Annotated in this window: 25 protein-coding genes; 9 read left to right on the top strand and 16 right to left on the bottom strand. The window is 62.9% G+C overall.

Features of this window, described 5'->3' with window-relative positions:
- Positions 1 to 73: 73 nt before the first annotated feature.
- The 4 genes from P8H27_RS16365 to cmoB all read left to right on the top strand — a co-directional run bounded on the left by P8H27_RS16365 (position 74) and on the right by cmoB (position 3,093).
- A complete protein-coding gene (locus P8H27_RS16365) occupies positions 74 to 466 on the top strand; it encodes a protease inhibitor I42 family protein (RefSeq protein WP_289638686.1) in 393 nt (130 codons plus the stop codon).
- Between the two features lie 160 nt (positions 467 to 626).
- Complete coding sequence (locus tag P8H27_RS16360) at positions 627 to 1,199, top strand: hypothetical protein (protein WP_289638685.1); 573 nt, start codon at positions 627 to 629, stop codon at positions 1,197 to 1,199.
- A 185-nt stretch (positions 1,200 to 1,384) separates the two neighbouring features.
- Positions 1,385 to 2,128 carry a carboxy-S-adenosyl-L-methionine synthase CmoA gene (cmoA, locus tag P8H27_RS16355; protein WP_289638684.1) on the top strand — a complete coding sequence of 248 codons (744 nt, stop codon included), beginning with the start codon at positions 1,385 to 1,387 and terminating at the stop codon, positions 2,126 to 2,128.
- On the top strand, positions 2,125 to 3,093 hold the full coding sequence (gene cmoB, locus P8H27_RS16350) for a tRNA 5-methoxyuridine(34)/uridine 5-oxyacetic acid(34) synthase CmoB (protein WP_289638683.1): 969 nt from the start codon (positions 2,125 to 2,127) through the stop codon (positions 3,091 to 3,093). The genes cmoA and cmoB overlap by 4 nt, the downstream gene beginning before the upstream one ends.
- A 147-nt stretch (positions 3,094 to 3,240) precedes the next feature.
- Here cmoB and pdxJ read toward each other — a convergent pair whose 3' ends face one another.
- The 12 genes from pdxJ to rpoE all read right to left on the bottom strand — a co-directional run bounded on the left by pdxJ (position 3,241) and on the right by rpoE (position 13,759).
- Positions 3,241 to 3,984 (bottom strand): pyridoxine 5'-phosphate synthase, encoded by a 744-nt coding sequence (gene pdxJ / locus P8H27_RS16345; RefSeq protein ID WP_289638682.1) that lies wholly within the window; start codon positions 3,982 to 3,984, stop codon positions 3,241 to 3,243.
- Positions 3,977 to 4,675, bottom strand: coding sequence for a DNA repair protein RecO (gene recO / locus P8H27_RS16340; RefSeq protein WP_289638681.1), 699 nt, complete (start codon positions 4,673 to 4,675; stop codon positions 3,977 to 3,979). The genes pdxJ and recO overlap by 8 nt, the downstream gene beginning before the upstream one ends.
- Positions 4,676 to 4,725: 50 nt before the next feature.
- A complete protein-coding gene (era, locus tag P8H27_RS16335) occupies positions 4,726 to 5,628 on the bottom strand; it encodes a GTPase Era (protein WP_289638679.1) in 903 nt (300 codons plus the stop codon).
- The gene (gene rnc, locus P8H27_RS16330) at positions 5,621 to 6,310 is read right to left on the bottom strand and encodes a ribonuclease III (protein ID WP_289638678.1); all 690 of its coding nucleotides are present in this window, start codon (positions 6,308 to 6,310) and stop codon (positions 5,621 to 5,623) included. Before rnc ends, era begins: the two co-directional genes overlap by 8 nt.
- Entirely contained in the window at positions 6,307 to 6,684 is a 378-nt protein-coding gene (locus P8H27_RS16325; protein WP_289638677.1) for a DUF4845 domain-containing protein, read from the bottom strand. The genes rnc and P8H27_RS16325 overlap by 4 nt, the downstream gene beginning before the upstream one ends.
- Before the next feature lie 112 nt (positions 6,685 to 6,796).
- Positions 6,797 to 7,651 (bottom strand): signal peptidase I, encoded by an 855-nt coding sequence (lepB, locus tag P8H27_RS16320; protein WP_289638675.1) that lies wholly within the window; start codon positions 7,649 to 7,651, stop codon positions 6,797 to 6,799.
- Between the two features lie 5 nt (positions 7,652 to 7,656).
- Complete coding sequence (gene lepA / locus P8H27_RS16315; protein WP_289638674.1) at positions 7,657 to 9,456, bottom strand: translation elongation factor 4; 1,800 nt, start codon at positions 9,454 to 9,456, stop codon at positions 7,657 to 7,659.
- Between the two features lie 219 nt (positions 9,457 to 9,675).
- Positions 9,676 to 11,103, bottom strand: a complete 1,428-nt coding sequence (locus tag P8H27_RS16310) for a DegQ family serine endoprotease (protein ID WP_289638673.1) — start codon at positions 11,101 to 11,103, stop codon at positions 9,676 to 9,678.
- Between the two features lie 36 nt (positions 11,104 to 11,139).
- On the bottom strand, positions 11,140 to 11,595 hold the full coding sequence (locus P8H27_RS16305; protein WP_289638671.1) for a SoxR reducing system RseC family protein: 456 nt from the start codon (positions 11,593 to 11,595) through the stop codon (positions 11,140 to 11,142).
- Positions 11,592 to 12,548 (bottom strand): MucB/RseB C-terminal domain-containing protein, encoded by a 957-nt coding sequence (locus tag P8H27_RS16300; protein WP_289638670.1) that lies wholly within the window; start codon positions 12,546 to 12,548, stop codon positions 11,592 to 11,594. Before P8H27_RS16300 ends, P8H27_RS16305 begins: the two co-directional genes overlap by 4 nt.
- 8 nt (positions 12,549 to 12,556) lie before the next feature.
- Positions 12,557 to 13,147, bottom strand: a complete 591-nt coding sequence (locus P8H27_RS16295) for an RseA family anti-sigma factor (protein WP_289638669.1) — start codon at positions 13,145 to 13,147, stop codon at positions 12,557 to 12,559.
- A gap of 30 nt (positions 13,148 to 13,177) precedes the next feature.
- Positions 13,178 to 13,759 carry an RNA polymerase sigma factor RpoE gene (gene rpoE / locus P8H27_RS16290; protein ID WP_289638668.1) on the bottom strand — a complete coding sequence of 194 codons (582 nt, stop codon included), beginning with the start codon at positions 13,757 to 13,759 and terminating at the stop codon, positions 13,178 to 13,180.
- Between the two features lie 385 nt (positions 13,760 to 14,144).
- Between rpoE and nadB the strand changes: the two genes are divergently transcribed.
- Positions 14,145 to 15,761 (top strand): L-aspartate oxidase, encoded by a 1,617-nt coding sequence (gene nadB / locus P8H27_RS16285; protein WP_289638667.1) that lies wholly within the window; start codon positions 14,145 to 14,147, stop codon positions 15,759 to 15,761.
- Here the strand turns inward: nadB and P8H27_RS16280 are convergent.
- Together P8H27_RS16280 and P8H27_RS16275 are read right to left on the bottom strand one after the other, a co-directional pair.
- Positions 15,730 to 16,182 carry a protein YgfX gene (locus tag P8H27_RS16280; protein ID WP_289638665.1) on the bottom strand — a complete coding sequence of 151 codons (453 nt, stop codon included), beginning with the start codon at positions 16,180 to 16,182 and terminating at the stop codon, positions 15,730 to 15,732. The genes nadB and P8H27_RS16280 overlap by 32 nt on opposite strands.
- Positions 16,166 to 16,420, bottom strand: coding sequence for a succinate dehydrogenase assembly factor 2 (locus tag P8H27_RS16275; RefSeq protein ID WP_289638664.1), 255 nt, complete (start codon positions 16,418 to 16,420; stop codon positions 16,166 to 16,168). Before P8H27_RS16275 ends, P8H27_RS16280 begins: the two co-directional genes overlap by 17 nt.
- Positions 16,421 to 16,620: 200 nt before the next feature.
- On the opposite strand from P8H27_RS16275, the gene P8H27_RS16270 reads away from it, so the two are divergent.
- Entirely contained in the window at positions 16,621 to 17,562 is a 942-nt protein-coding gene (locus tag P8H27_RS16270) for a folate-binding protein YgfZ (RefSeq protein ID WP_289638751.1), read from the top strand.
- A gap of 39 nt (positions 17,563 to 17,601) precedes the next feature.
- Entirely contained in the window at positions 17,602 to 18,438 is an 837-nt protein-coding gene (locus P8H27_RS16265; protein ID WP_289638663.1) for an HDOD domain-containing protein, read from the top strand.
- Positions 18,439 to 18,510: 72 nt separating this feature from the next.
- On the opposite strand, the gene P8H27_RS16260 is transcribed toward P8H27_RS16265, so the two are convergent.
- Together P8H27_RS16260 and P8H27_RS16255 are read right to left on the bottom strand one after the other, a co-directional pair.
- On the bottom strand, positions 18,511 to 19,902 hold the full coding sequence (locus tag P8H27_RS16260) for a sensor histidine kinase (protein WP_289638662.1): 1,392 nt from the start codon (positions 19,900 to 19,902) through the stop codon (positions 18,511 to 18,513).
- Between the two features lie 16 nt (positions 19,903 to 19,918).
- Positions 19,919 to 20,590 (bottom strand): response regulator, encoded by a 672-nt coding sequence (locus tag P8H27_RS16255; RefSeq protein WP_289638661.1) that lies wholly within the window; start codon positions 20,588 to 20,590, stop codon positions 19,919 to 19,921.
- A 307-nt stretch (positions 20,591 to 20,897) separates the two neighbouring features.
- Between P8H27_RS16255 and P8H27_RS16250 the strand changes: the two genes are divergently transcribed.
- Complete coding sequence (locus P8H27_RS16250) at positions 20,898 to 22,163, top strand: OprD family porin (RefSeq protein WP_289638660.1); 1,266 nt, start codon at positions 20,898 to 20,900, stop codon at positions 22,161 to 22,163.
- A 29-nt stretch (positions 22,164 to 22,192) separates the two neighbouring features.
- On the top strand, positions 22,193 to 23,170 hold the full coding sequence (locus P8H27_RS16245; protein WP_289638659.1) for a tripartite tricarboxylate transporter substrate binding protein: 978 nt from the start codon (positions 22,193 to 22,195) through the stop codon (positions 23,168 to 23,170).
- Positions 23,171 to 23,209: the final 39 nt, after the last annotated feature.

Here is a 23,209-nt window from a genome sequence, read left to right as displayed (position 1 = left end):
CCTCGGCGGCTTACGTCTTGGCCTGTACAGCGGCTATGCTGGCAGGCGTTGACCGCTGCCAGGAGCTTTGCCGATGCCCACCGCCCCCCGCCTGCTGCTGCCGCTCGGCTTCGCCCTGCTGAGCGCCTGCGTCCACCAACCCGGCAGCCTGACCGTGCACCAGCAAAGCCAGTGCCCGCTAAGTCTGCGCAGCGGCCAACAACTGATCCTGACCCTGCCGAGCAACCCCACCACCGGTTTCCGCTGGATCCTGCGCGACGCTGCCGCCAGCCTGCTCGACAGCCTCGGCCCCGAGGTCTACAGCAACCCGGAAGACGTGGGGCTGATCGGCAGTGCCGGCCAGTCGACCTGGCGTTTCCAGGCCAAGCACCCCGGCGAAGGCCACCTGCTGCTGACCTATCAGCGGCCCTGGGAAAGCGAAGTCGCCCCGGCGAAAACTTTCGATTGCCGGCTCAGGGTCAAGTAAACCCGCTCGCCAGCTCTATCCGGCCATTACGGCCTTGCCGTCGGCCCTGGATCAGGCTGGCGACTATCGCCATGCAGCGAATGTTGTCCTCGCGAAGCAAGCAGAACCCGGTTTAATCGGCTATAGCAAATACAAGGGTTCTACTTTCGAGGGAAACCACATGACGCGGCTCTGGCGTGAAGCAGTAGTGGTCGTAACGCTGTTCTGGTTGAGCGGGTGCGGCAGTCTTTTACCCAGCGAACGAGCCGAAGTGCAGTCGCCATTCATTGATTATCAGGATGCGCAAATGCGCTATTCCCAGGCCATTAGCGGCATGACCAGCCGCGCCGAGCTGTTTTCCCTGGGCTTCGATCCGCTGGCCCAGGGCAACGGCAAGATGCTCTCGTTCATCGACGTGCGGCTGATGTTCGTGCAGCCGAACATCCCCATCGCCTACCTGCCCGACGGCCTGGTGCAATGCCTGGAAGCCAAGGATCGCTGCGCCGGCTACGCCTTCGAGTTCACCAAGACCGATACCCAGCGGGTCGGCAGCTTCTGGGCCGACGTGTTCAACTTCCGTAAACAGCGCGCGCTGCAAGGCTGGTCGTTCCGCGCGGTGTTCGTGCTGGTCGACGACACCCTGGTGCACAAAGTCAGCAACGGCGAGCCGAACATTCGGCATTTCGAAGTCAAGCGCAACCCGCTCGGCCCGCTGCAGGGCGCCGGCGAGTATTTCTCCGATCAATTGAAGTAACCGTGGTTTGCCTGGACGCCGCCCCTGGTTGGGCGGCATGCCACGAGATCGCCACCGAGTCGCCAACGCCTGCCATACCCATCGCCCTCAACCGCACGGCCGACGGGGGAAGGACACAAGGACGTCGTCGCTGCGCAACTTTCACGCTAAAATTGCCGGCTTTCTCGACCTTGCGCGGAACCACCGTGAAAAAACAGCCCGACCGTCTCTTCGCCCAGCCCCTGGCCCAGGTGCCGGACTTCGCCTTCAACGAGGACGTGGTGCGGGTGTTCCCGGACATGATCAAGCGCTCGGTGCCCGGTTACCCCACCATCGTCGAGAACATCGGCGTACTCGCCGGCCAGTTCGCCCAGCCGCACAGCGTCTTGTATGACCTTGGCAGCTCCCTCGGCGCGGTGACCCAGGCCCTGCGCCGCCACGTCCAGGTCGAAGACTGCCGGGTGATCGCGGTGGACAACTCCAGCGCCATGGTCGAACGCTGCCGGGAATACCTGCATGCCCAGGACTCGATGTTCCAGGAGCTGTTGCCGGTCGAGGTGATCGAGACCGATATTCTCAGCCTGGAGTTGCAGCCGACCTCGCTGGTGGCGCTGAACTTCACCCTGCAGTTCATCCAGCCGCCACAGCGCCTGGCACTGCTTGGGCGGATTCGCCAGGCCCTGCTGCCCGGCGGCGCCCTGATCCTTTCGGAGAAACTGCGCTTCGAAGATACCGAGCAAGATAAGCTGCTCGGCGACCTGCACATCGCCTTCAAGCGCGCCAACGGCTACAGCGAACTGGAAATCGCCCAGAAACGCAGCGCCATCGAGAAAGTCATGCTGCCCGACAGCCTGGAGCGGCACCGCGAACGCCTGCTGGCCGCCGGTTTCAGCAAGGTGGTGCCCTGGTTCCAGTGCCTCAACTTCACCTCATTGATTGCCCTGCCATGATCAACCGCCTCGACCTCGATGCCCTGCAAGCTGCGCTGGCCGGCACCCCGTTGCAAGACTGGTCAGCCGGCCTGCCCGGACAGATCGACGCCAAACTAGCCATCGGCCATGGCGACCTGCAGCGCTGGTACGCCGCCGTTCAGGCCTTACCGGCGCTGAACGTCGAGCAATTGGAGCTGTTGACTGCCTTCACCTTCGGCGGCGCCTGTGATGACAGCACCCGTGCCGAACTGCACACCGCGCTGCAAGGCTTGATCCCCTGGCGCAAGGGTCCTTTCGAGCTGTTCGGCGTGCATGTGGACACGGAATGGCGCTCGGACTGGAAGTGGCAGCGCGTGGCGCCCTACCTCGACCTGGCCGGCAAGCGCGTGCTGGACGTCGGCTGCGGCAACGGCTATTACATGTGGCGCATGCTCGGTGCCGGTGCCGGCAGCGTGGTCGGCATCGATCCCAACTGGCTGTTCCTCTGCCAGTTCCTGGCGATCAAGCACTACCTGCCCGAACTTGCGGCCTGGCACCTGCCGCTGGCCTTCGAAGAACTGCCAAGCAAGCTGCAAGGCTTCGACACCGTGTTTTCCATGGGCGTGCTCTATCACCGGCGCTCGCCGATCGATCACCTGCTGGACTTGAAGGATTGCCTGGTCAAGGGCGGTGAACTGGTGCTGGAAACCCTGGTGGTGGACGGCGATGCCCAGCAGGTGCTGATACCCGAAGACCGCTATGCGCAGATGCGCAACGTCTGGTTCCTGCCCTCGGTGCCGGCGCTGGAACTGTGGCTGCGCCGCGCCGGCTTCGTCGATGTGCGCTGCGTGGACGTCAACACCACCTCGCTGCAGGAGCAGCGCGCCACCGACTGGATGCGCTTCCAGTCGCTGCCGGAGTTCCTCGACCCGGCCGACCACAGCCGCACCCTCGAAGGCCTGCCGGCACCGACCCGCGCCGTGCTGATCGCCCGCAAGCCGTGATTGTCGGCGTTCATTCGTACCGGGGGTGGGCTGAATCATTCAACTCGTAGGGTGGACTCAGGAGCGCAGCGAACAGTCCACCATTACCCGCAGCAACGGCGTACTGCTTCGCGAGTACGCCCTACAGCGTCAGTCCACACCTATGCGCTAGCGATTGGCTGCCGCAACGATCAACTGCTTCATCTCCGCCACCGCCTGTTTGAAGCCGACGAACAGGGCATGGGCGACCAGGGCGTGGCCGATGTTCAGCTCGTTGATCCCGGGGACCGCCGCCACCGCCTCGACGTTGTGGTAATGCAGGCCGTGGCCGGCATTGACGATCAGGCCGTGGGCCAGGCCGCAAGCCACGCCGTCGCGAATCCGCGCCAACTCCTTGGCCGTTTCGGCCGGCGTGCTGGCATCGGCATAACGCCCGGTATGCAGTTCGATAGCCGGCGCACCGACGCGCTTCGAGGCTTCGATCTGCCGCTCATCCGGGTCGATGAACAGCGAGACTTCGCAGCCGATCCGGCTTAGGCGCTCAACCGCGGCGCGAATCCGCGCTTCCTGCCCGGCCACGTCCAGGCCGCCCTCGGTGGTCAACTCCTGACGGGTTTCCGGCACCAGGCAGACATGTTCGGGACGAATGCTTTCGGCGAAGGCGAGCATCTCTTCGGTGACGCCCATCTCGAAGTTCATGCGCGTCTGCATGACCTCCTTGAGCACCCGCACGTCACGCTCCTGGATGTGCCGACGGTCTTCGCGCAGATGCACGGTGATGCCGTCGGCACCCGCCTCTTCGGCGTCCAGTGCGGCCTTGACCGGATCCGGGTAACGCGTACCGCGGGCCTGGCGCAGGGTCGCCACATGGTCGATGTTCACACCCAGCAGAATACGGTTGGCGTCAGTCACGTGGAGGCTCCTTGAGCGTCATGAAGAGTTCGCGGCTGACCAGCGGTCGACCGCCTAAATGGGGCGCCAGGGCTTGGCGCATCAGGCGCTTGGCCGCGGCCAGGGCGCCGGGGACGCTCCAGTCGGCCTCGGCCATGGCGAGTAACTCGGTGCCATGGAACACCCCCGGCTGCAACTGCCCGACCGCTTCCAGACCAGCCTCCGCCTGCAGACGATAGAGGCCCGCCGCGACGATCGGCTGGCCAAGGCGATCCTGATCCAGGGCGAAACCATAGCCCAGTTCGTCGAGCAAACGCCATTCAAAAGAACGCAGCAAGGGCTCCAGCGCACGGCCCTGGGCCAACGCCTGGACGGTCATGGCATAGTGCTCGAAAGTCGCCGGGTGCGGGTCTTGCTCGGGCAGCAGACGGATCAGCAGTTCGTTCAGATAGAGGCCGCTGAACAGGGCCTCGCCGTGCAACAGGTTGGGGATGCCGGCGGCCTCGAGACGGCTGACGCTCTTCAGCTCAGCGCGCCCGCGCAACTCCACGTCCAGCGGCACGAACGGACGCGCCAGGCTGCCGGCCTTGCCCCGCGCACCGCGCATTACCGCGCGCAGGCGGCCTTGCGGGGTGAGGAAATCCACCAGCGCACTGCTCTCGCGGTAAGCACGGCTGTGTAAAACATAGGCTGGCTGGCTGACCGGGAGCATGGCGGGTGTTTACTCGGCATGGCGGGCGCCAGGGTGCGCCCGCGCGCAGCTCAAATGTTGTCGTAACCCAGTGAACGCAAGGCGCGCTCGTCGTCCGACCAACCGCCTTTGACCTTGACCCAGAGGTTGAGCATGACCTTGGAGTCGAACATCACCTCCATGTCCTTGCGCGCCTCCTGGCCGATGCGTTTGATCCGCTCGCCCTTGTCGCCAATGATGATTTTCTTCTGACCATCGCGCTCGACCAGGATCAGCGCGTGGATATGCAGAATACGGCCATCGCGCTTGAATTCCTCGATTTCCACGGTGATCTGGTACGGCAGCTCGGCGCCCAGCTGGCGCATGATCTTCTCGCGCACCAGTTCGGCGGCGAAGAAACGGCTGGAGCGGTCGGTAACCTGGTCTTCCGGGAAGAAGTGCACGCCCTCGGGCAGGCGTTCACCCACCAGTTTTTCCAGGGTATCGAGGTTATGCCCGTGCTGGGCGGAGACCGGCACTATCTCGGCGTTGGGCAACTGGGTCGCCAGCCACTCCAGATGCGGCATCAGCTCGGCCTTGTCTTCGAGGCGGTCGGTCTTGTTGATCGCCAGGATCACCGGCCCCTGCACGTACTGCACGCGCTCCAGAACCAGCTGATCCTCGTCGGTCCAGCGGGTGCGGTCGACCACGAAGATCACCACGTCGACGTCTTTCAGCGCCGACGAGGCATTCTTGTTCATGTAGCGATTGAGGGCTTTCTCGTTGTTCTTGTGCAGGCCGGGGGTATCCACATAGATCGCCTGCACGGCGCCTTCGGTCTTGATCCCGAGCATGTTGTGCCGGGTGGTCTGCGGTTTGCGCGAGGTGATCGCCAGCTTTTGCCCGAGGATGTGGTTGAGCAGGGTCGACTTGCCCACGTTGGGCCGGCCGACAATGGCGACATAGCCACAGCGTGTAACGGGTGTATCAGTCATGACCATTCTCCACCCCCAGGGCAATCAGGGCAGCGGCCGCAGCGACCTGTTCGGCGATGCGGCGGCTGGCACCCTGTCCCAGGGTCTTTTCATTCAATAGGCTGACCTGACACTCGACGGTGAATGTCCGGCAATGGGGCTCGCCAAGGATATCCACCACCTCATAGCGTGGCAGTTCGCAGGCCCGCGATTGCAGGAATTCCTGCAAACGGGTTTTCGGATCCTTATTGGTATCGACCAGGGTCAAACTTTCCAGCTCGTTGCTCAACCAGGCGACCACGCGCTCGCGCGCGGCGTCCATCCCGGCATCCAGGTAGATGGCGCCGATCAGCGCCTCGAGAGCATCGGCGAGAATCGATTCACGGCGGAAGCCGCCGCTTTTCAACTCGCCCGAGCCGAGCCGCAAGTAGTCGCCCAGGTCGAAACCGCGCGCCAATATGGCCAGGGTCTCGCCCTTGACCAGGCGCGCGCGCAAACGCGACAACTGACCTTCGCGCGCCAGAGGAAAGCGCTCGAACAGCGCCTCGCCGGCGACGAAGTTGAGGATGGCATCACCGAGAAATTCCAGGCGCTCATTGTTGCGCCCGGCGAAACTGCGGTGGGTCAGCGCCAGCACCATCAGATCCTGGTCTTTGAAGCTATAACCGAGCTGGCGTTCGAGACGAGCTAACGATGCACTCACGGCATGCGCACGCGGTATTCTTTGTCGAACCGCACCACCAGATCGAGGTTCTCGATCAGCGGCTCGCGCTTTTCATACTTCAGATGAGCACGGAACTCGTTGTTCTCGACTTTCACCTTCAACGCTTCACGCAGATCGAGGTCGCGAATGCTGTTGACCTCCATGCCCTTGCCGACATGCCCATAGAAAGCGCCTACCGTGCGAATGTCCATGCTTTGGTCGGTTTCCACCGAGGTAATGATTTTTTCCATCGACATATAGTCGAGATAATGCGGCAACATCTTGAATACCGTGCTGGCGAAGAACGCCACGACCGCCAGTACCATCAACCAGCTCAGTATCGACAAGCCTTTCTGCGAACGTGCAAATGTCATGTTTGCCCCCAAGTTCGACCAATGTGAGTGCCCAGCGGGCTAAGACTATATATAGCCTGCGGCGCCGTATTGAACAGCGCCGCACTTATTCTATGAACTCAGGCGCGAAACGTCAGTGAATCAAACCGACGCGCGAGAAATTCGGCAGGTTGTGCAATTTCGGGTCAGGCCAACTCATCCAGACGGCGAAGGCTTTGCCGACGATATTCTGATCCGGCACCATGCCCAGCAACGGCTTGGGAATGGCCGGGTCGTTCCAGTAACGGCTGTCGTTGGAGTTGTCGCGGTTGTCGCCCATCATGAAATAATGCCCTTGCGGCACCACCCATTCACGCCCCGGTTCGACTCGATAACGGCTCATTTCCTTGCGGATCAGATGCTCGGCCGCGCCCAGACGCTCCTCGTAGAGGGCCACGCTACCGAGACTGCCGGACTCTTCGCCGAGCAACTGCTGGGCCACTGATTCGCCATTGATAAACAGACGCTTGTCACTGCTATAGCGAATGCGGTCACCGGCCAGACCCACCACTCGCTTGATGTAGTTGATGTTCGGGTCGCTCGGGTAACGGAACACCATGACATCGCCACGCTGCGGGTCGTCCACGTCGATCACCTTGGTATCCAGCACCGGCAGGCGAATGCCGTAGGCGAACTTGTTGACCAGGATGAAATCGCCCACTTCCAGGGTTGGCTTCATCGAGCCGGACGGGATCTGGAACGGCTCGACCAGAAAGGAGCGCAGCACCAGCACAATCGCCAACACCGGGAAGAACGATTTACCGTACTCCACCAGCAACGGCTCTTTGTTCAAGCGCTCGACCACCGCTTCGTCAGGCTGGTTGACCTGACCCTGGTAGTTGGCAATGGCCGTACGGCGGCGCGGGGCCAGAAAAATCAGATCGAACAACGCCAACGCACCACAAACAGCGACGGCGATTACCAGCAACAGCGGGAAATTTAGCGACATAGGATCTAACTATCCAACCTGAGCACAGCAAGGAAGGCTTCTTGTGGGATTTCCACGTTGCCGACCTGCTTCATCCTTTTCTTACCGGCCTTCTGCTTTTCCAACAGTTTGCGTTTACGGCTCACGTCACCACCGTAACACTTGGCCAGCACGTTCTTTCTGAGCGCCTTGACCGTGGTTCGCGCGACAATCTGCCCGCCAATGGCAGCCTGGATTGCCACATCGAACATCTGCCGAGGGATCAGCTCTTTCATCTTCTCGGTCAACGCACGCCCTTTGTAGTGGGCGTTGTCACGGTGCACGATCAACGCCAAGGCGTCGACTTTCTCACCATTGATCAATACGTCCAGCTTGACCAGATTGGCCGACTGATAACGATCGAAGTGATAGTCCAGCGAGGCATAGCCACGGCTGGTCGACTTCAAACGGTCGAAGAAGTCCAGCACCACTTCGTTCATCGGCAGGTCGTAGGTCACCTGCACCTGGGAGCCGAGAAACAGCATGTCGTGCTGTACGCCACGCTTCTCGATGCACAGGGTGATGACGTTACCCAGGTGCTCCTGCGGCACCAGGATATTGGCCCGCACGATTGGCTCGCGCATGTCTTCGATGCTCGACAGGTCGGGCAGCTTGGACGGGTTGTCGACGTAAACCGTTTCCCCGGTCTTGAGCAGCAACTCGAAGATAACCGTCGGCGCGGTGGTGATCAGATCCAGGTCGTACTCGCGCTCCAGGCGCTCCTGGATGATTTCCATGTGCAGCATGCCGAGGAAGCCGCAGCGAAAACCGAAGCCCAGGGCATCGGAGCTTTCCGGGGTGTACTGCAAGGATGAATCGTTCAGCGTGAGCTTTTGCAGGGCCTCGCGAAAATCCTCGAAGTCATCGGAGCTAACCGGGAACAGGCCGGCATAGACCTGCGGCTGGATGCGCTTGAAGCCTGGCAGCATGTCGACGTCAGGGGTCGAGCTCAGGGTCAGGGTATCGCCCACTGGCGCCCCATGAATGTCCTTGATGCCGGCAATGATGAAGCCGACTTCACCGGCTTTGAGGTCAGCGGTGGCGCTGTGCTTGGGGTTGAATACGCCAACGCTGTCGACCAGGTGAACCTTGCCGGTGGATTTCACCAGCACCTTGTCGCCCTTCTTGATCCGCCCATGACGCACACGCACCAGGGAGACCACCCCCAGGTAGTTGTCGAACCAGGAGTCGATGATCAGCGCCTGCAACGGGTCTTCGATATTCCCGGTCGGCGCGGGAATGGTATGCACCAGACGCTCGAGCACTTCGTCGACACCCAGGCCGGTCTTGGCACTGCAGGTCACGGCATCGGTGGCGTCGATGCCGATGATTTTCTCGATTTCTTCCTTGACCCGGTCTGGGTCGGCCTGCGGCAGGTCGATCTTGTTCAGCACCGGCATGACCTCGAGGCCTTGCTCGATGGCGGTGTAGCAGTTGGCGACCGATTGCGCCTCGACACCCTGGCCGGCATCGACCACCAACAGCGCGCCTTCGCAGGCGGCCAGGGAACGGCTGACTTCATAGGTGAAGTCGACGTGGCCGGGGGTGTCGATGAAGTTCAACTGGTAGGTCTTGCCGTCGCGCGCCTTGTAATACAGGGTCACGCTATGCGCCTTGATGGTAATCCCGCGCTCACGCTCGAGGTCCATGGAATCCAGTACCTGGGCTTCCATTTCACGATCGGCCAGGCCGCCACACATCTGAATGAAGCGATCGGCCAAAGTGGACTTGCCATGATCGATATGGGCGATGATGGAGAAATTGCGGATATGACTCAGGTCACTCACAGGACAACACTCGAAAAGGTCGCAGGCAACAGCCCGCCGAAAATAGCCGTGAAGTGTACCCGATTGAGGCTGCAGCCGTCACGCCCAGGCGCCAATCGGCGGATATGAAGAAGGGCGATCGAAATCGCCCTTCTTCATCCTTGCGGGCCGCACTCCAGCTCTAACAGGTCGGCGGCGCCGTATCTGCGACGGACAGCCAGGCGGCAACCCGTGCCGCCATCACTCCGCCAGCTTGAAGGTGATGAAACTGGCACGTCCCTGGCGCAGCACGCGCATTGAAACAGAGCGGTTCTTTGGCAGCTCCTGAGCCACTTGGGTGAAGGTTTTCGCCGAGTCGATGGCTTGATTATTCAAGTGGGTGATCACATCGCCCGGACGCAAGCCGATCAGTGCAGCGGGACCGTCGAGCACTTCGGTGATCACCACGCCGCCCTTCAGATCGAGGCTTTTTTTCTGCTCGGGCGTCAATTCGACCACCTTGACCCCGAGCCGATTGCTGCTCCGCTCCACACCCGGCCCAGTCGCGCCGGCCAAGGTTTCACCGTCTTCCGGCAAGGCGCCAATAGTCAACTTGAGTTTCTTGCGCGAGCCGTCACGCACCACATCCAGTTCAGCCTGGCTACCCGGCTTGAGGCGCCCCACCAGATGCGGCAGATCCCCCGACATGACAATCGTGGCACCATCGATGCTGAGAATCACATCGCCAACCAACAAGCCACCCTTGGCCGCCGGACCGCCTTCCAGCACCTGGGCAACCAGTGCGCCTGCAGGCTTATCCAGCCCGAATGACTCGGCCAGATCCTTGTTCACCTCCTGAATCACCACCCCCAACCAACCGCGACTAACCTTGCCGTCGGTCTTCAACTGATCGGCCACCTCCATGGCAACGCTCATTGGAATCGCGAAAGACAAGCCCATGAAGCCACCGGAACGGGTGAATATCTGCGAGTTGATGCCCACCACCTCACCCGCCAGGTTGAACAGCGGACCACCGGAGTTACCCGGATTGATCGCCACATCGGTCTGGATAAACGGCACATAGCTTTCATTCGGCAGACTACGGCCCTTGGCGCTGACGATACCGGCCGTCACCGAATGGTCGAAGCCGAAGGGCGAGCCGATGGCCAACACCCACTCACCTACTTTCAGATCTTCGGATTTGCCCAACTTGACCGTCGGCAAGTTCTTGCCTTCGACCTTGAGCAAGGCCACATCGCTGCGCGGATCGGCACCAACCAGCTTGGCCTCCAGTTCGCTGCGATCAGGCAGGCGCACAATGATTTCATCGGCACCGGCGACTACGTGGTTATTGGTCAGCACATAACCGTCAGCAGAGATGATGAAGCCCGAGCCCAGCGACTGCGCCTCACGTTGCCGGCCACCGCCCGGAGCACGCGGAATTTGCGGAATATTGCGCTCGAAAAACTCGCGAAAGATCGGCGGCAGGCCTTCCAGATCGGGGATGCTCAATTCGCCAGCACCTGCCACACGCTCCGGTATTTTCTGTCGGGTGCTGATATTGACCACCGCCGGCGCGGCCTCTTCGACCAACTCGGTAAAGTCCGGCAGCTCTGCTTGAGCAACCACCGCCTGCCCCAAGAGCAGCAAAGCGATCAAGGAATAGAAAGACGACTTCAGGCTAGGCATCGGTATAGAACTCCCCATCGAAAACGAGCAAAAGGCTCAAAATCCCACAGCAGAACCTGCGAGCAAGGCGCGCACGACAACCGGCTGCAAGGCCGGGTCATCGGCCGTGCGGGCACTCTGCCAGCGCACCGCCAACCAGGCCGCAAGCAAGCCGGCAAAGGCCGACAGGATCACCAACGGCTCACTCAAGGCTAGCTGCTCGGCCAGCAATGCCGCGCCGAACAAACCGATCAAAGGCAGCAGATAAACCAGCAGCGACCCACGCACCAGCAACTCTTCGCGCACGCCAATCACCACTGCATCGCCCACGCTCAACTGCAAATCACAGAGCGCCCGGACATAGCCCGGACGGCCACTGACCCCCAACTTGTCGAGCACACCATGACCACAGCCCGCACTCACCGAGCAACTGGAGCAGGTGCTCTTACGCATGGTTTCAACCCAAACGGCGCCCGACTCGACAGCCACGACCCGCCCCTGCTCTTCGATCATTGTTTAGCCTGCACGGCTATGGCACGCATCGACAAGGCGACACGCTCCGCCGTGCCCAGAGGAACCTCACCGACAACCGTCACCATCACATCGCCATCAGCGGTTGCCAGGCGCCGCGAAACCACTGCAGTCGGCCCCAGCTGGCTACGCGCATCCTCGACCATGACCCCTCGCAAGGGCTCAATGAAGACCGAAAAGCGGGCCAAACCATCGTCATAAACCAGGCAGGCGACTTGCTCGCTGGAGGCGGGACTGCGCCGTTCAGTCACCGAACTCAAGGTGAAACCCGGCGGCAGCCAATCGGAGCGCCAGGCCTCGACAACCTCGGCGGTCGCTTTGGCGACACGTACCGGGCGGCAACTTGCGCTGGGCTGCAGAGCTTCCTCGGAAGGAACCGCACCGACCTCCAGGCGAGTGAATTGAAAACGCTCGAGCAACTGCCCCTTGTCATTCAGCAACAGGGACTTCAACGGCAGAGCGCTTTCCTGATCCAGGTGCAGCTCAACGCTGTAGCGATGCTGATCACGCGGCGACAGCGCCAGCACCACAGCCGCACGCCCCGCCACACGGGACTTGCCGATGACACGCGGGTCATACGAATCGAGCAAGCGCAGGGTATTCAGCTCGCGCGCCGGCCACTCCTGGTGATCCGCGGCCTGATCGACCAGACTGCCACTGACGCATTGGGCGCGCCCGTCGACACGCAGCACTTCCTGCGCCGGGCCGTCCAACTGCAGAAGACGTTCACGCACGACACCCGCCCCCTCCACCCGCCGCCAAACGCTGTGGGTAGAGAAGCTGCCGTTACGTTCATAGACAAAAGTACCTTGAAAGCCTTGGCTACGCTCAGCCTCAGCCAAGCGCCGCAGCCAATCTTGCGCCTCGGTAGCGACAGCGGGCAATGCCAGCAGCCAACTGCCGAACAGCAGAGCAATGACAGGAATAAAGCGCATGCGCCTCCCTAGCGGCTTTCCAGACTTGCAGCGCGCGCGTAAGGCAGCGCGCTTTCATTGGCATTCATGACCGCTTGCTGAGCATGCTGGCGCAGATAATCTGGCAGACGCCGCTCATGCCAGCCTGGCGCATCCTCACTGGCCGCTTCAGCCGCAGCCTGCTGCTCGCCTGCAGCATTGAAGCCCGCCAGCATCGCCGGGCCTTGCACTTGCGGAGTGTTCAATGCCGGCTGAGCGGCTTGCTGGGCCAATTGCGCACCTGCAACTTCGTCCTGATTGTATAAACGCACACCTGCCAGTACAGCAACTGTTACAGAAGCCGCCACGGCCAAACGACCGACCGCACGCCATGGGCCGCGAACGGTCTCGCGCTGCACCGGCAAGGCTTCATTGGCCAGTGCCGCGGATACTGCTGCGGCAATATCCAGACGCGGTTCCAGCAATTCCTTGTGCATCACCGCACGAGCGATCTGATAGCGCGACCAGGTAGCACGCAGTTCGGCGTCGTCGCTCGCACTGAGCACACGCCGCAGTTCCATTTCATCCGCTTCATTATCCATAACCGCGGACAGCGATTCCTGTAGGGCTTCACGACTCATGGCGGTTCCTCTTTGGCTGTCGCCGCTGTCTTAACTTTCCTGCAACAAGGGTTGCAAGGATTTGTCTACGGCCTCACGAGCTCGAAAAATTCGCGATCGCACGGTACCGACCGGACACTGCATGACACTGGCAATGTCCTCATAACTCAGACCATCAAATTCACGCAAGGTTAGTGCAGTGCGCAAATCTTCTGGCAATTGCTGAATGGCTCGATGCACGGTGGCTTCGATTTCATCCCGCAGCAACACTCGCTCTGGCGACTCGATATCCTTGAGGGCGTGATCGCCATCGTAGAATTCCGCATCCTCGGCACTGACATCGCTCTCTGGCGGCCGCCGACCACGCGACACCAGATGGTTCTTCGCCGTGTTGATGGCAATGCGGTACAGCCAGGTGTAGAACGCACTGTCACCACGAAAATTCCCCAGCGCCCGATAGGCCTTGATGAAGGCTTCCTGCGCCACATCCTGCGCTTCATGGCTGTCGTGCACGAAGCGCACGATCAACCCGAGAATCTTGTGCTGGTACTTCAATACCAGCAGATCGAACGCGCGCTTATCGCCGCGCTGGACGCGCTCGACCAGTTGCTGATCTTCTTCCTGAGCTAGCATGAACACTCCTCATTGAGCCCGAAGAGCTCGAAAGAGTGCGGAGCCAGCCAATTAATCGGCTTGCCAAGATAGACTCGGGCGTTGCGCAAAAGTTCTCCCCTCCAAACAAGCTTCCTGCAGAACGCATTCTGTCCCACACGGAGTGGCGCAGCAGAGCCTACAGGCCTGCTAGCGCAAATAATCTTAGATCGCCCATCGGCCAAACAGGAAGGCGCTGAAACGCCATCAAGATACTCCGACAAACGGGCATGTCCCTCTGCGGGCGACCCTCTATGGAACCTGGGAGACTAAGGAAGTTCCCCAGCGCCACAGTCGGTCATAAGCCGGCTATTGTGCCGCCCGCCCCCCCTATATACTAGGGGCCGCTTACTTGCGGGATCACGACATGAGCCAACACTACCAACACGACGTTCTGGTCATCGGCAGCGGGGCCGCCGGCCTGACGCTGGCGCTAACCCTGCCCGGACACCTGCGCATTGCCGTGCTGAGCAAGGGCAACCTGGCCAATGGCTCGACGTACTGGGCTCAAGGTGGCGTGGCGGCGGTGCTGGACGACATGGACACCGTCGAATCGCATGTCGAAGACACCCTCAATGCCGGTGCCGGCCTGTGCCGCGAAGAGGCGGTGCGCTTCACCGTGGAGCATAGCCGCGAAGCCATTCAATGGCTGATCGATCAGGGCGTGCCCTTCACCCGCGACGACCAGACCGCCCACGAAGACGGCGGTTTCGAGTTCCACCTGACCCGCGAAGGCGGCCACAGCCACCGCCGCATCATCCATGCCGCCGACGCTACCGGCGCGGCGATCTTCAAGACCCTGCTCGAACAAGCCAAGCTACGGGCCAATATCGAATTACTCGAGCAGCGCGTGGCGGTCGACCTGATCACCGAGCGCAAACTCGACCTGGCAGGCCAACGCTGCCTGGGCGCCTATGTGCTCAATCGCAGCAGCGGCGAGGTTGACACCTATGGCGCACGCTTCGTCATCCTCGCCACCGGCGGTGCGGCCAAGGTTTATCTGTACACCAGCAACCCGGACGGCGCCTGCGGCGATGGCATCGCCATGGCCTGGCGCGCCGGCTGCCGGGTCGGCAACCTGGAGTTCAACCAGTTCCACCCGACCTGCCTGTACCACCCGCAGGCCAAAAGTTTTCTGGTTACCGAGGCCCTGCGCGGCGAAGGCGCGCTGCTCAAACTGCCGGGCGGCGAGCGCTTCATGCAACGCTTCGATGCGCGCGCCGAACTGGCGCCACGCGACATCGTCGCCCGCGCCATCGACCACGAGATGAAGCGCCTCGGCGTGGATTGCGTGTACCTGGACATCAGCCACAAGCCGGCCGACTTCATCAAGGCGCACTTCCCCACCGTCTATGAGCGCTGCCTGGACTTCGGCATCGACATCACCCGCGAGCCGATCCCGGTAGTGCCGGCCGCGCATTACACCTGCGGCGGCGTAGTCGTCGATCAGAGCGGGCACACCGATGTCCCGGGTCTGTATGCGATTGGTGAAACCAGTTTCACCGGTCTGCACGGCGCCAACCGCATGGCCAGCAACTCGCTGCTGGAGTGCTTCGTCTACGCCCGCGCGGCGGCGGCCGACATCCTGCAGAAGCTGGACGAGGTGAGCGCGCCGAGCAACCTGCCGACCTGGGATGCCAGCCAGGTGACCGACTCGGACGAAGACGTGATCATCGCGCACAACTGGGACGAACTGCGGCGTTTCATGTGGGACTACGTCGGCATCGTACGCACCAACAAGCGCCTGCAACGCGCCGAACACCGGGTGCGCCTGCTACTCGACGAGATCGACGAGTTCTACAGTAACTACAAAGTCAGCCGCGATCTGATCGAATTGCGCAACCTGGCCCAGGTCGCCGAACTGATGATCCGCTCAGCGATGCAACGTAAGGAGTCTCGGGGCCTGCACTACACCCTGGACTACCCGCAGCAGTTGCCCGAGGCCAAAGACACTATTGTGCAGCCACCCACCTACGGCGACTGAACTTCAGGCGCACGCGCAAGCGCCTGTGCATGTCCGCCGCCATGCCATCGCGCGGGATACACAGGCCACGCACCCAGCGCCCGTCGACCAGGCGAAAGCGCAGCACCACGACCAACGGCAACGCCAGGCTGTCGCGGCGCAGCTGGATGGCCTGCCAGCCAGTGGCGGCATTCCACAGCTGCCAACCATCGGCCGTGCAACGCAGTGCGCTAAACGCCTGCGGCGAGCTCAGCAGAATATGCCGCGGCAATACCCAGGCGGCATGCCCCAGACCCAAAGCGACACCCAGCGCCAGCGCCCACCCTGGAATCGCCACCAGCGACAAACTGAGCAGCGCTAGCGCCTGGACGCTGCCATAGAGCAGCAGCAAGCGCCGCGAAGGCCGCCAGCGGCACTCGAAGCCGTCACTCGGGCTGGACACGATCCAGAATCATGCGAACCATGCGTTTCAGGTCGGCATCTTCGGGTTCGGCACGTTGCATGAACCAGCCGAACATATCCTGATCCTCGCACTCGAGCAGCTTGCGGTAACGCGCGCGATCTTCGGCATCGAGGCTCGGGTAAACCTCCTGGACGAATGGCACCAGCAGCACATCCAGTTCCAGCATGCCGCGGCGGCTGTGCCAGTAAAGGCGATTGAGTTCTGTCGATTCGACCATGGGCGGTTCCTTGATAGAGCCTGGCAGGAATATGGCCACGCAGTATAACAGTCCGCCACAAGCTGCAAGCCAATCAAGGATGGTTCGAGCCGGTCACTCCCCAGGGTTTTTCTCGGCTTTTACGCAAAGCCTGTAGCTTGCGGCTTGTGGCTGCTTTTATGATGATGGCCCTCACTTCCATCCAGCGACTGTTTATTCCTATGGCCGATACCGCGTTTTTCTGCACCCTCAGCCACGAAGGCGTTCTCGCCGTTCGCGGTTCTGATGCGAGCAAATTTCTCCAGGGCCAACTGACCTGCAACCTTAATTACCTGAGCGATGCCAGCTCCAGCCTCGGCGCCCGCTGCACCCCCAAAGGACGCATGCTGTCGAGCTTTCGGATTGTCAGCGTGGTCGACGGTTTCCTCCTGGCGATGGCCAGCGAACTGGTCGAACCGCAACGAGCCGACTTGCAGAAATACGCCGCATTCAGCAAATCCAAGCTGATCGACGAAAGCACCGCCTGGGTACGTTTCGGCCTGCATGACGGCGACGCCGCGCTGGCCGACCTGGGCCTGACTCTAGCCCCGCACGCCGATAGCGTGGCGCGGGCCGACGACCTGCTGGCGCTGCGCCTGAGCGACGGCCGCGCCGAACTCTGGGCGCCGGCCAGCCAGGCCGAAACCCTGCACGCTCAGCTCGCCGCCCAACTGGCGCAAGCCCCATTGAATCAATGGCTGCTGGCCCAAGTGCGCGCCGGCATCGGCCAGGTGCTGGGCCCCACCCGCGAACTGTTTATCCCGCAGATGCTCAACCTGCAAGCATTGGGCGGCGTCAGCTTCAAGAAAGGTTGTTACACCGGCCAGGAGATCGTCGCGCGTATGCAGTACCTCGGCAAGCTCAAGCGCCGTCTGTATCGCCTGGCCGTGGACGGCGAGCAACTGCCCGCCCCGGCAGTCGAGCTGTTTACCCCCGAGCGCGACAGCAGCATCGGTGAAGTGGTACTGGCCGCACAGAGCGACAGCGGCTTCGAACTGCTCGCGGTATTGCTGGAAGACGCGGTCAGCGACGGCCGCATTCACCTCGGCACCCCGCAAGGCCTGCCGCTCAGGCTGCTCGATTTGCCCTACACCCTGGACAGCAGCCGCGAAATCCAACGCTAACCACACCGCACCTGCAGCCGATTAGAAGAGATCTGCCCCATGAGCAAGCTTGCCGAGAAAGTCCAAGAGGAACTGATCAGGGCCATCGACAACGATGACCTGGTACTGCCGACCCTGCCGGAAGTCGCCCTGAAAGTCCGTGAAGCAGCAGAAGACCCGGACATCGGCATTCCGCAGATCAGCAAGGTCATCGGCAACGATGCGGCGCTGACCGCGCGCATCATCAAGGTGGTGAACAGCCCATTGCTGCGCACCAACAAGGAAATCACCGACCTGCAGATGGCCGTCAGCCGCCTGGGCATCAACTACACCTGCAACCTGGCCACCGGCCTGGCGATGGAACAGATGTTCCAGGCCACCTCGGATGTGGTCGACCGCAAGATGCGCGAAGTCTGGAACAAGAGCACGGAAATTGCCGGGATCTGTCACGTGCTGTGCAAGCACTACACCCGTTTGATGGCGGATCAGGCGACCCTCGCCGGCCTGGTGCACCAGATCGGCGTCTTGCCGATCCTCACTTACGCCGAAGAGCACAGCGAGCTGCTGACCGACTCGATCAGCCTCAATCACGTCATCGAGCAGATTCACCCGCTGATCGGCGACAAGATCCTGCGCACCTGGGACTTCCCCGAACTGATCGCCATGGTGCCGGGCCAACACCTGGACTTCAGCCGCGACAGCGCCAAGGTCGACTACGTCGACATCGTCCAGGTCGCCACCCTGCAGAGCTACCTGGGCAGCCAACACCCCTACACCCAGTTGGACTGGAGCCAGATTCCGGCCTTCCGCAAACTCGGCCTGGATCCGCAACAGAACCTGAACGACGACGAAGACCTCTCCGCCGCCATGGAAGCGGCCATGGGCATGCTGCAGTAAGGCGCAGAGGCATGCGGCGGCCTGCTCGCCGCCGCCTGGCGGGCCGGCCAGAGCAGAGCGATACCGAACCGCTCAAGCGTCCTCGAACAGAAATGCCACCCGCACCAGCAACCCCTGCGGCTGCACCTGATGCAGGCTGATGCTGGCCTGATGCGCGCGACAGATCTCGCCGACGATGGCCAGGCCAAGACCCGCCCCCGAACCCTGCACACCGCGCCGATAGAAACGCGCGAAGACCTTCTCGCGCTCCTCTGCGGGGATCCCCGGGCCGTCGTCCTGAACCTCGAGGATGCCGGGCGCCAGCACCCGCAGGATCACGTTGCCGCCGGCCGGGGTATGCGCCAGGGCGTTATCCACCAGGTTGCACAACAACTCGTTGAGCAGGGTCGGCTCGCCGCGCAGCCACACCGGCTGCTCGGCCTCCAGTGCCAGGGCGATACCGCGGGCATGGGCCAGTGGCGCCAGCGCCAGGCCCAGTTCACGGGCCAACTGGCTGAGATCGAGGCGTTGCGCACCGCCTTCGGCAAGCGCCCGCGCCCCGCTTTCGATGCGCGCCAGCGAGAGCAGTTGATTGGCCAGGTGAGTCAGGCGGTCGCTGTTCTGCGCGGCCTCTTCCAGGGTGCTGCGCCAGACTGCCGGCTGCTGCGCACGCAGGCCCAACTCGACCCGCGCCTTGAGCGCCGCCAGGGGCGTACGCAACTCGTGGGCGGCATCGGCGATAAACTGCGACTGGCGCTCGAACAGGCCACGCAACCGGTCGTTGAACTGATTCAACGCCTTCACCAGCGGGCGCAGCTCGCGCGGCAGTTCGGCGTCCGGCAACGGCCGCAGGTCGTCGCTGGCGCGCGCGGCCACGCTGCGCCGCAACGACTCCAGCGGGCGTAGCGCGGCGCTCACCGCCAGCCACACCAGCAGCAGCGCGCTGAATGCCAGCAAGCCCATGCGCCACAGCGTGCCGACCAGCAACTCGCGGATCATGCGTTCGCGCGCGCCCAGGGTTTCGGCCACGCGGATCTCGGCGATGCCATTGAGCAGCGGCTCGCTGACCGGTTGCAGCAGGCTGACCACCCGCACACCCTGGCCGCGGTAGAAGCCATCGTAGAAATGCGCCAGCGCCGGGTAATCGTCGGTGCGCGGGGTGCCGGGGGGCGCCGTCGGCAGGTCTTCATAACCGGACACCAGCTCCCCGCGCAGATCCAGCACCTGGTAGTAAATGCGCCCGGCGCTGTCGTAGGCGAAGGTGTCCAGGGCGACATAGGGCACGTTGGCCTTGAGCCTGCCATCGTCGCTGTACAACCCTTGGGCAATCGCCCGCGCCGACGCCAGCAGGGTGCGGTCATAGGCGGTGTCGGCGGCGCGCCGGGCACTCCAGTAGGCACTCATGCTGCTGACGAGCAACATCAGCGCCAGCAACAGCGCCAGACGCCGCAGCAGCCGCCCGCGCAGGCTGCCGACTTCAGCCACCCCGCGCCTCCAGCGCTCAGCCACCGACTGCCTCCAACAAATAACCCAGGCCACGGAAGGTGACAATCCGTGCGCCGCTGCCCTCGAGCTTCTTGCGCAGGCGATGGACGTAGATCTCGATGGCCTCGCTGCTGGCCTCCTCATCCAGACCGAAGACCTGGGCCGCCAGCTGCTCCTTGCTCATCACCCGCCCCAGCCGGGCGATCATGGCCTCCAGCACCGCCTGCTCGCGGGAGGTCAGGCTGAGGCTTTCACCCCGTGCACTGAAGCGCCGGGTCGCCAGGTCGTAGACCAGCTCGCCGCAGCGCTGCTGCTGCTCGCCACCGAGCACGCTGCGGCGCAGCAGCGCCTTGACCCGCGCCTCCAGCTCGCTCAACTCGAAGGGTTTGGCCAGGTAATCGTCGGCGCCCAGGTTGAGGCCATGCACGCGGTCCTTGACCTCGCCGCGGGCGGTCAGCATCAGCACCGGCAGGGTCTTGCCGCGTGCGCGCAGGCGCGCCAGCACCTGGAAACCGTCGAGGCGCGGCAAGCCGATGTCGAGAATCGCCAGGGCGTACTCCTCGCTGGCCAGGGCCAGATCGGCGGCCACCCCATCGTGCAGCACATCCACCGTCCAGCCTGCACCCTTGAGCGCCTGAGCCACGCTCGCCGCCAATTGCGGATGGTCTTCGACCAGCAGAATTCGCACCCTCACCCCCGCCGATAAAGCTCGTTCAAGGCGCGCAGTGTAGCGCCGCGGCGAGCACCGTGAAGCGCCTTCTTAATGCCCGCACGCAGCCGCCGCCACGAAAAAATTTTGTGGCCTGCCATCCCTGGCGGCCACCCTGCGGGCCGTCGCAGGCGACGTGCAAAAACGCTCCAGGCGTTTTTTTCAGCGCTGAAAGCTTGGCGAAAGCTTGACCGCCTAGGATCAGCCCCAGGTGGCTCGATCCACCTACTAAAACGGTTCGCGCAGTGGTGCGCCGCCGTACAAAAACAATATTGGAGACCACAGGATGCCCATCGCATCGCCTCAAGCATTGCCGCCAGCCCGCCTGCTTAGCCTAGCCGTAACCGCAGCGCTGTTCGCGCCCGTCGCCCAGGCCGCGTTTGTCGAAGACAGCACAGCCAGCCTGTCCACCAGCAATATCTACCTGAACCGCGACTTCCGCGAAGGCACTGGCCAGAACAAGCGCGAGGAATGGGGCCAGGGCTTTATCCTCGACCTCCAGTCCGGCTACACCGAAGGCACAGTGGGCTTCGGCCTTGATACCCTGGGCCTGCTCGGCGTCAAGCTCGACTCCGGCAGCGGCCGCACCGGCACCGACCTGCTACCGGTGCAGGACGACGGCGGCACCCCGGACGAGTTCAGCCGCCTGGGCCTGACCGCCAAGGTCAAGCTGTCCGCCAGCGAATTTCGCTACGGCTCGCACGTGCCCGAGCTGCCGGTGGTCAAGGCCAGCGACAGCCGCCTGCTGCCTCAGGTATTCGAGGGCGGTCTGCTCACCTCCAGCGAGCTGGACGGCCTGACCTTCACCGGCGGGCGCCTGGACAAGGTCATCGACCGCGCCTCGACCGACTCCGAGGAGCTGCTGCTCAACAGCAAGAACAAGCGCTTCCCGGGCGGTGTGACGGCCGACCACCTGGACCTAGCTGGCCTCGACTACCAGTTCGGGGCTGGTTTCAGTGGCCGCTACTTCTACGGCGAGCTGGACGACATCTACCGCCAGCACTTCTTCAACCTGCTCTCCAGCCACAAGGTCGGCCCCGGCACCCTGTCCGCCGACCTGCGCCTGATGCTCAGCGACGACAGCGGTGCGGCCAAGGCCGGCAAGGTCGACAACCGCGCACTGAATGGCAGCCTCGCCTACGCCCTCGGCGGCCACAAGCTGACCCTGGCTTACCAGGATATGAGCGGCGACACCGGCTACGCCTACATCGACGGCGGCGACCCCTACCTGGTCAACTTCGTCCAGATCAACGACTTCGCCAACCCCGACGAACGCTCCTGGCAGGCCCGCTACGACTACAACTTCGCCGCCCTCGGGGTGCCTGGCCTGAGCTTCCTCACCCGCTACGTCAGCGGCGACGACGCCCGCATCACCGGCAGCAGCGCCCGCGGCAGCGAGTGGGAGCGCGACCTCGAACTCAAGTACGTGGTGCAGAGCGGCCCGGCAAAGAACCTCTATGTGCGCCTGCGCAACGCCAGCTTCCGTTCCGACTTCGCCCGCGATGCGGACGAGAACCGTGTGATCGTCGGCTACACACTACCGATTTGGTAACCCACAATAACAATCGAGAGGAATCCACCATGAAAACTGCCTTTACCCGACTCGCCCTGGCCAGCGCCTGCCTGGCCTTCGCCGGCCAGTTGCTGGCCGCAGAACCCAAGCGCCCCGAATGCATCGCCCCGGCCAAGCCCGGCGGCGGCTTCGACCTGACCTGCAAGCTGGCGCAGAGCGGCCTGAAAGACGGCGGCCTGCTCAAGGCGCCGATGCGCGTCACCTACATGCCCGGCGGTGTCGGCGCGGTGGCCTACAACGCGGTAGTGGCCCAGCGCGCCGACGACCCGGGCACCATCATCGCCTTCTCCAGTGGTTCGCTGCTCAACCTGGCCCAGGGCAAGTTCGGCCGTTACGACGAAACCGCCGTGCGCTGGCTGGCCGCGGTGGGCACCGACTACGGCGCCATCACCGTGCGTGCCGACTCGCCCTATCAGACGCTCACCGACCTGGTCGAGGCGCTGAAGAAAGACCCGTCGAGCATCGTCTTCGGCGCCGGCGCGACCATCGACGGCCAGGACTGGATGCAGACCGCGCTGATCGCCCGCCTCGCCGGCATCGACCCGAAGAACCTGCGTTACGTGGCCTTCGAGGGCGGCGGCGAAACCCTCACCGCCATGCTCGGCGGCCACGTGCAGGTGACCAGCAGCGGCCTGGGCGAGGTCACCCCGCAACTGGAAGCGAACAAGGTGCGCATCCTCGCGGTACTCGCCGATGAGCGCCTGCCGGGCAAGCTGGCCAGCATCCCGACCGCCAAGGAGCAGGGCTACGACATCAGTTGGCCGGTAATTCGCGGTTTCTATGTCGGCCCCGAGGTCAGCGACGAACAGTACGACTGGTGGAAGCAGCAGTTCGACAGCCTGCTGGCCAGCGAAGACTTCGCCAAGCTGCGCGAGCAGCGCGACCTGCTGCCGCTGTCGATGACCGGCGACGAGCTCAAGGCCTTCGTCCTCAAGCAAGTGGAAGAGTACAAGACGCTGGCCGGCGAGTTCGGCCTGGTCCAGTAAGGAAGCTACTGCGCTCGATAATGCAGCGCTGGCAAGCGG

Origin of the sequence: Pseudomonas sp. sp1636, from assembly GCF_030376615.1 — a bacterium.
In the GTDB taxonomy this organism is placed as follows: Bacteria; Pseudomonadota; Gammaproteobacteria; order Pseudomonadales; family Pseudomonadaceae; genus Aquipseudomonas.
Note: the sequence above shows the minus strand (reverse complement) of the source record. Positions and strands in the feature narration are given on the sequence as shown.

Excerpts from the sequence above, each read along its gene's own strand:
- cmoB (WP_289638683.1), top strand. The coding sequence starts at position 2,125 with ATGATCAACCGCCTCGACCTCGATGCCCTGCAAGCTGCGCTGGCCGGC.
- P8H27_RS16270 (WP_289638751.1), top strand. The coding sequence starts at position 16,621 with ATGGCCGATACCGCGTTTTTCTGCACCCTCAGCCACGAAGGCGTTCTC.
- P8H27_RS16325 (WP_289638677.1), bottom strand. The coding sequence starts at position 6,684 with ATGACATTTGCACGTTCGCAGAAAGGCTTGTCGATACTGAGCTGGTTG.
- P8H27_RS16265 (WP_289638663.1), top strand. The coding sequence starts at position 17,602 with ATGAGCAAGCTTGCCGAGAAAGTCCAAGAGGAACTGATCAGGGCCATC.
- P8H27_RS16275 (WP_289638664.1), bottom strand. The coding sequence starts at position 16,420 with ATGGTCGAATCGACAGAACTCAATCGCCTTTACTGGCACAGCCGCCGC.
- P8H27_RS16300 (WP_289638670.1), bottom strand. The coding sequence starts at position 12,548 with ATGCGCTTTATTCCTGTCATTGCTCTGCTGTTCGGCAGTTGGCTGCTG.
- rpoE (WP_289638668.1), bottom strand. The coding sequence starts at position 13,759 with ATGCTAGCTCAGGAAGAAGATCAGCAACTGGTCGAGCGCGTCCAGCGC.
- P8H27_RS16250 (WP_289638660.1), top strand. The coding sequence starts at position 20,898 with ATGCCCATCGCATCGCCTCAAGCATTGCCGCCAGCCCGCCTGCTTAGC.
- recO (WP_289638681.1), bottom strand. The coding sequence starts at position 4,675 with ATGCTCCCGGTCAGCCAGCCAGCCTATGTTTTACACAGCCGTGCTTAC.
- nadB (WP_289638667.1), top strand. The coding sequence starts at position 14,145 with ATGAGCCAACACTACCAACACGACGTTCTGGTCATCGGCAGCGGGGCC.
- P8H27_RS16310 (WP_289638673.1), bottom strand. The coding sequence starts at position 11,103 with ATGCCTAGCCTGAAGTCGTCTTTCTATTCCTTGATCGCTTTGCTGCTC.
- P8H27_RS16245 (WP_289638659.1), top strand. The coding sequence starts at position 22,193 with ATGAAAACTGCCTTTACCCGACTCGCCCTGGCCAGCGCCTGCCTGGCC.
- P8H27_RS16305 (WP_289638671.1), bottom strand. The coding sequence starts at position 11,595 with ATGATCGAAGAGCAGGGGCGGGTCGTGGCTGTCGAGTCGGGCGCCGTT.
- P8H27_RS16295 (WP_289638669.1), bottom strand. The coding sequence starts at position 13,147 with ATGAGTCGTGAAGCCCTACAGGAATCGCTGTCCGCGGTTATGGATAAT.
- P8H27_RS16360 (WP_289638685.1), top strand. The coding sequence starts at position 627 with ATGACGCGGCTCTGGCGTGAAGCAGTAGTGGTCGTAACGCTGTTCTGG.
- lepB (WP_289638675.1), bottom strand. The coding sequence starts at position 7,651 with ATGTCGCTAAATTTCCCGCTGTTGCTGGTAATCGCCGTCGCTGTTTGT.
- P8H27_RS16365 (WP_289638686.1), top strand. The coding sequence starts at position 74 with ATGCCCACCGCCCCCCGCCTGCTGCTGCCGCTCGGCTTCGCCCTGCTG.
- era (WP_289638679.1), bottom strand. The coding sequence starts at position 5,628 with ATGACTGATACACCCGTTACACGCTGTGGCTATGTCGCCATTGTCGGC.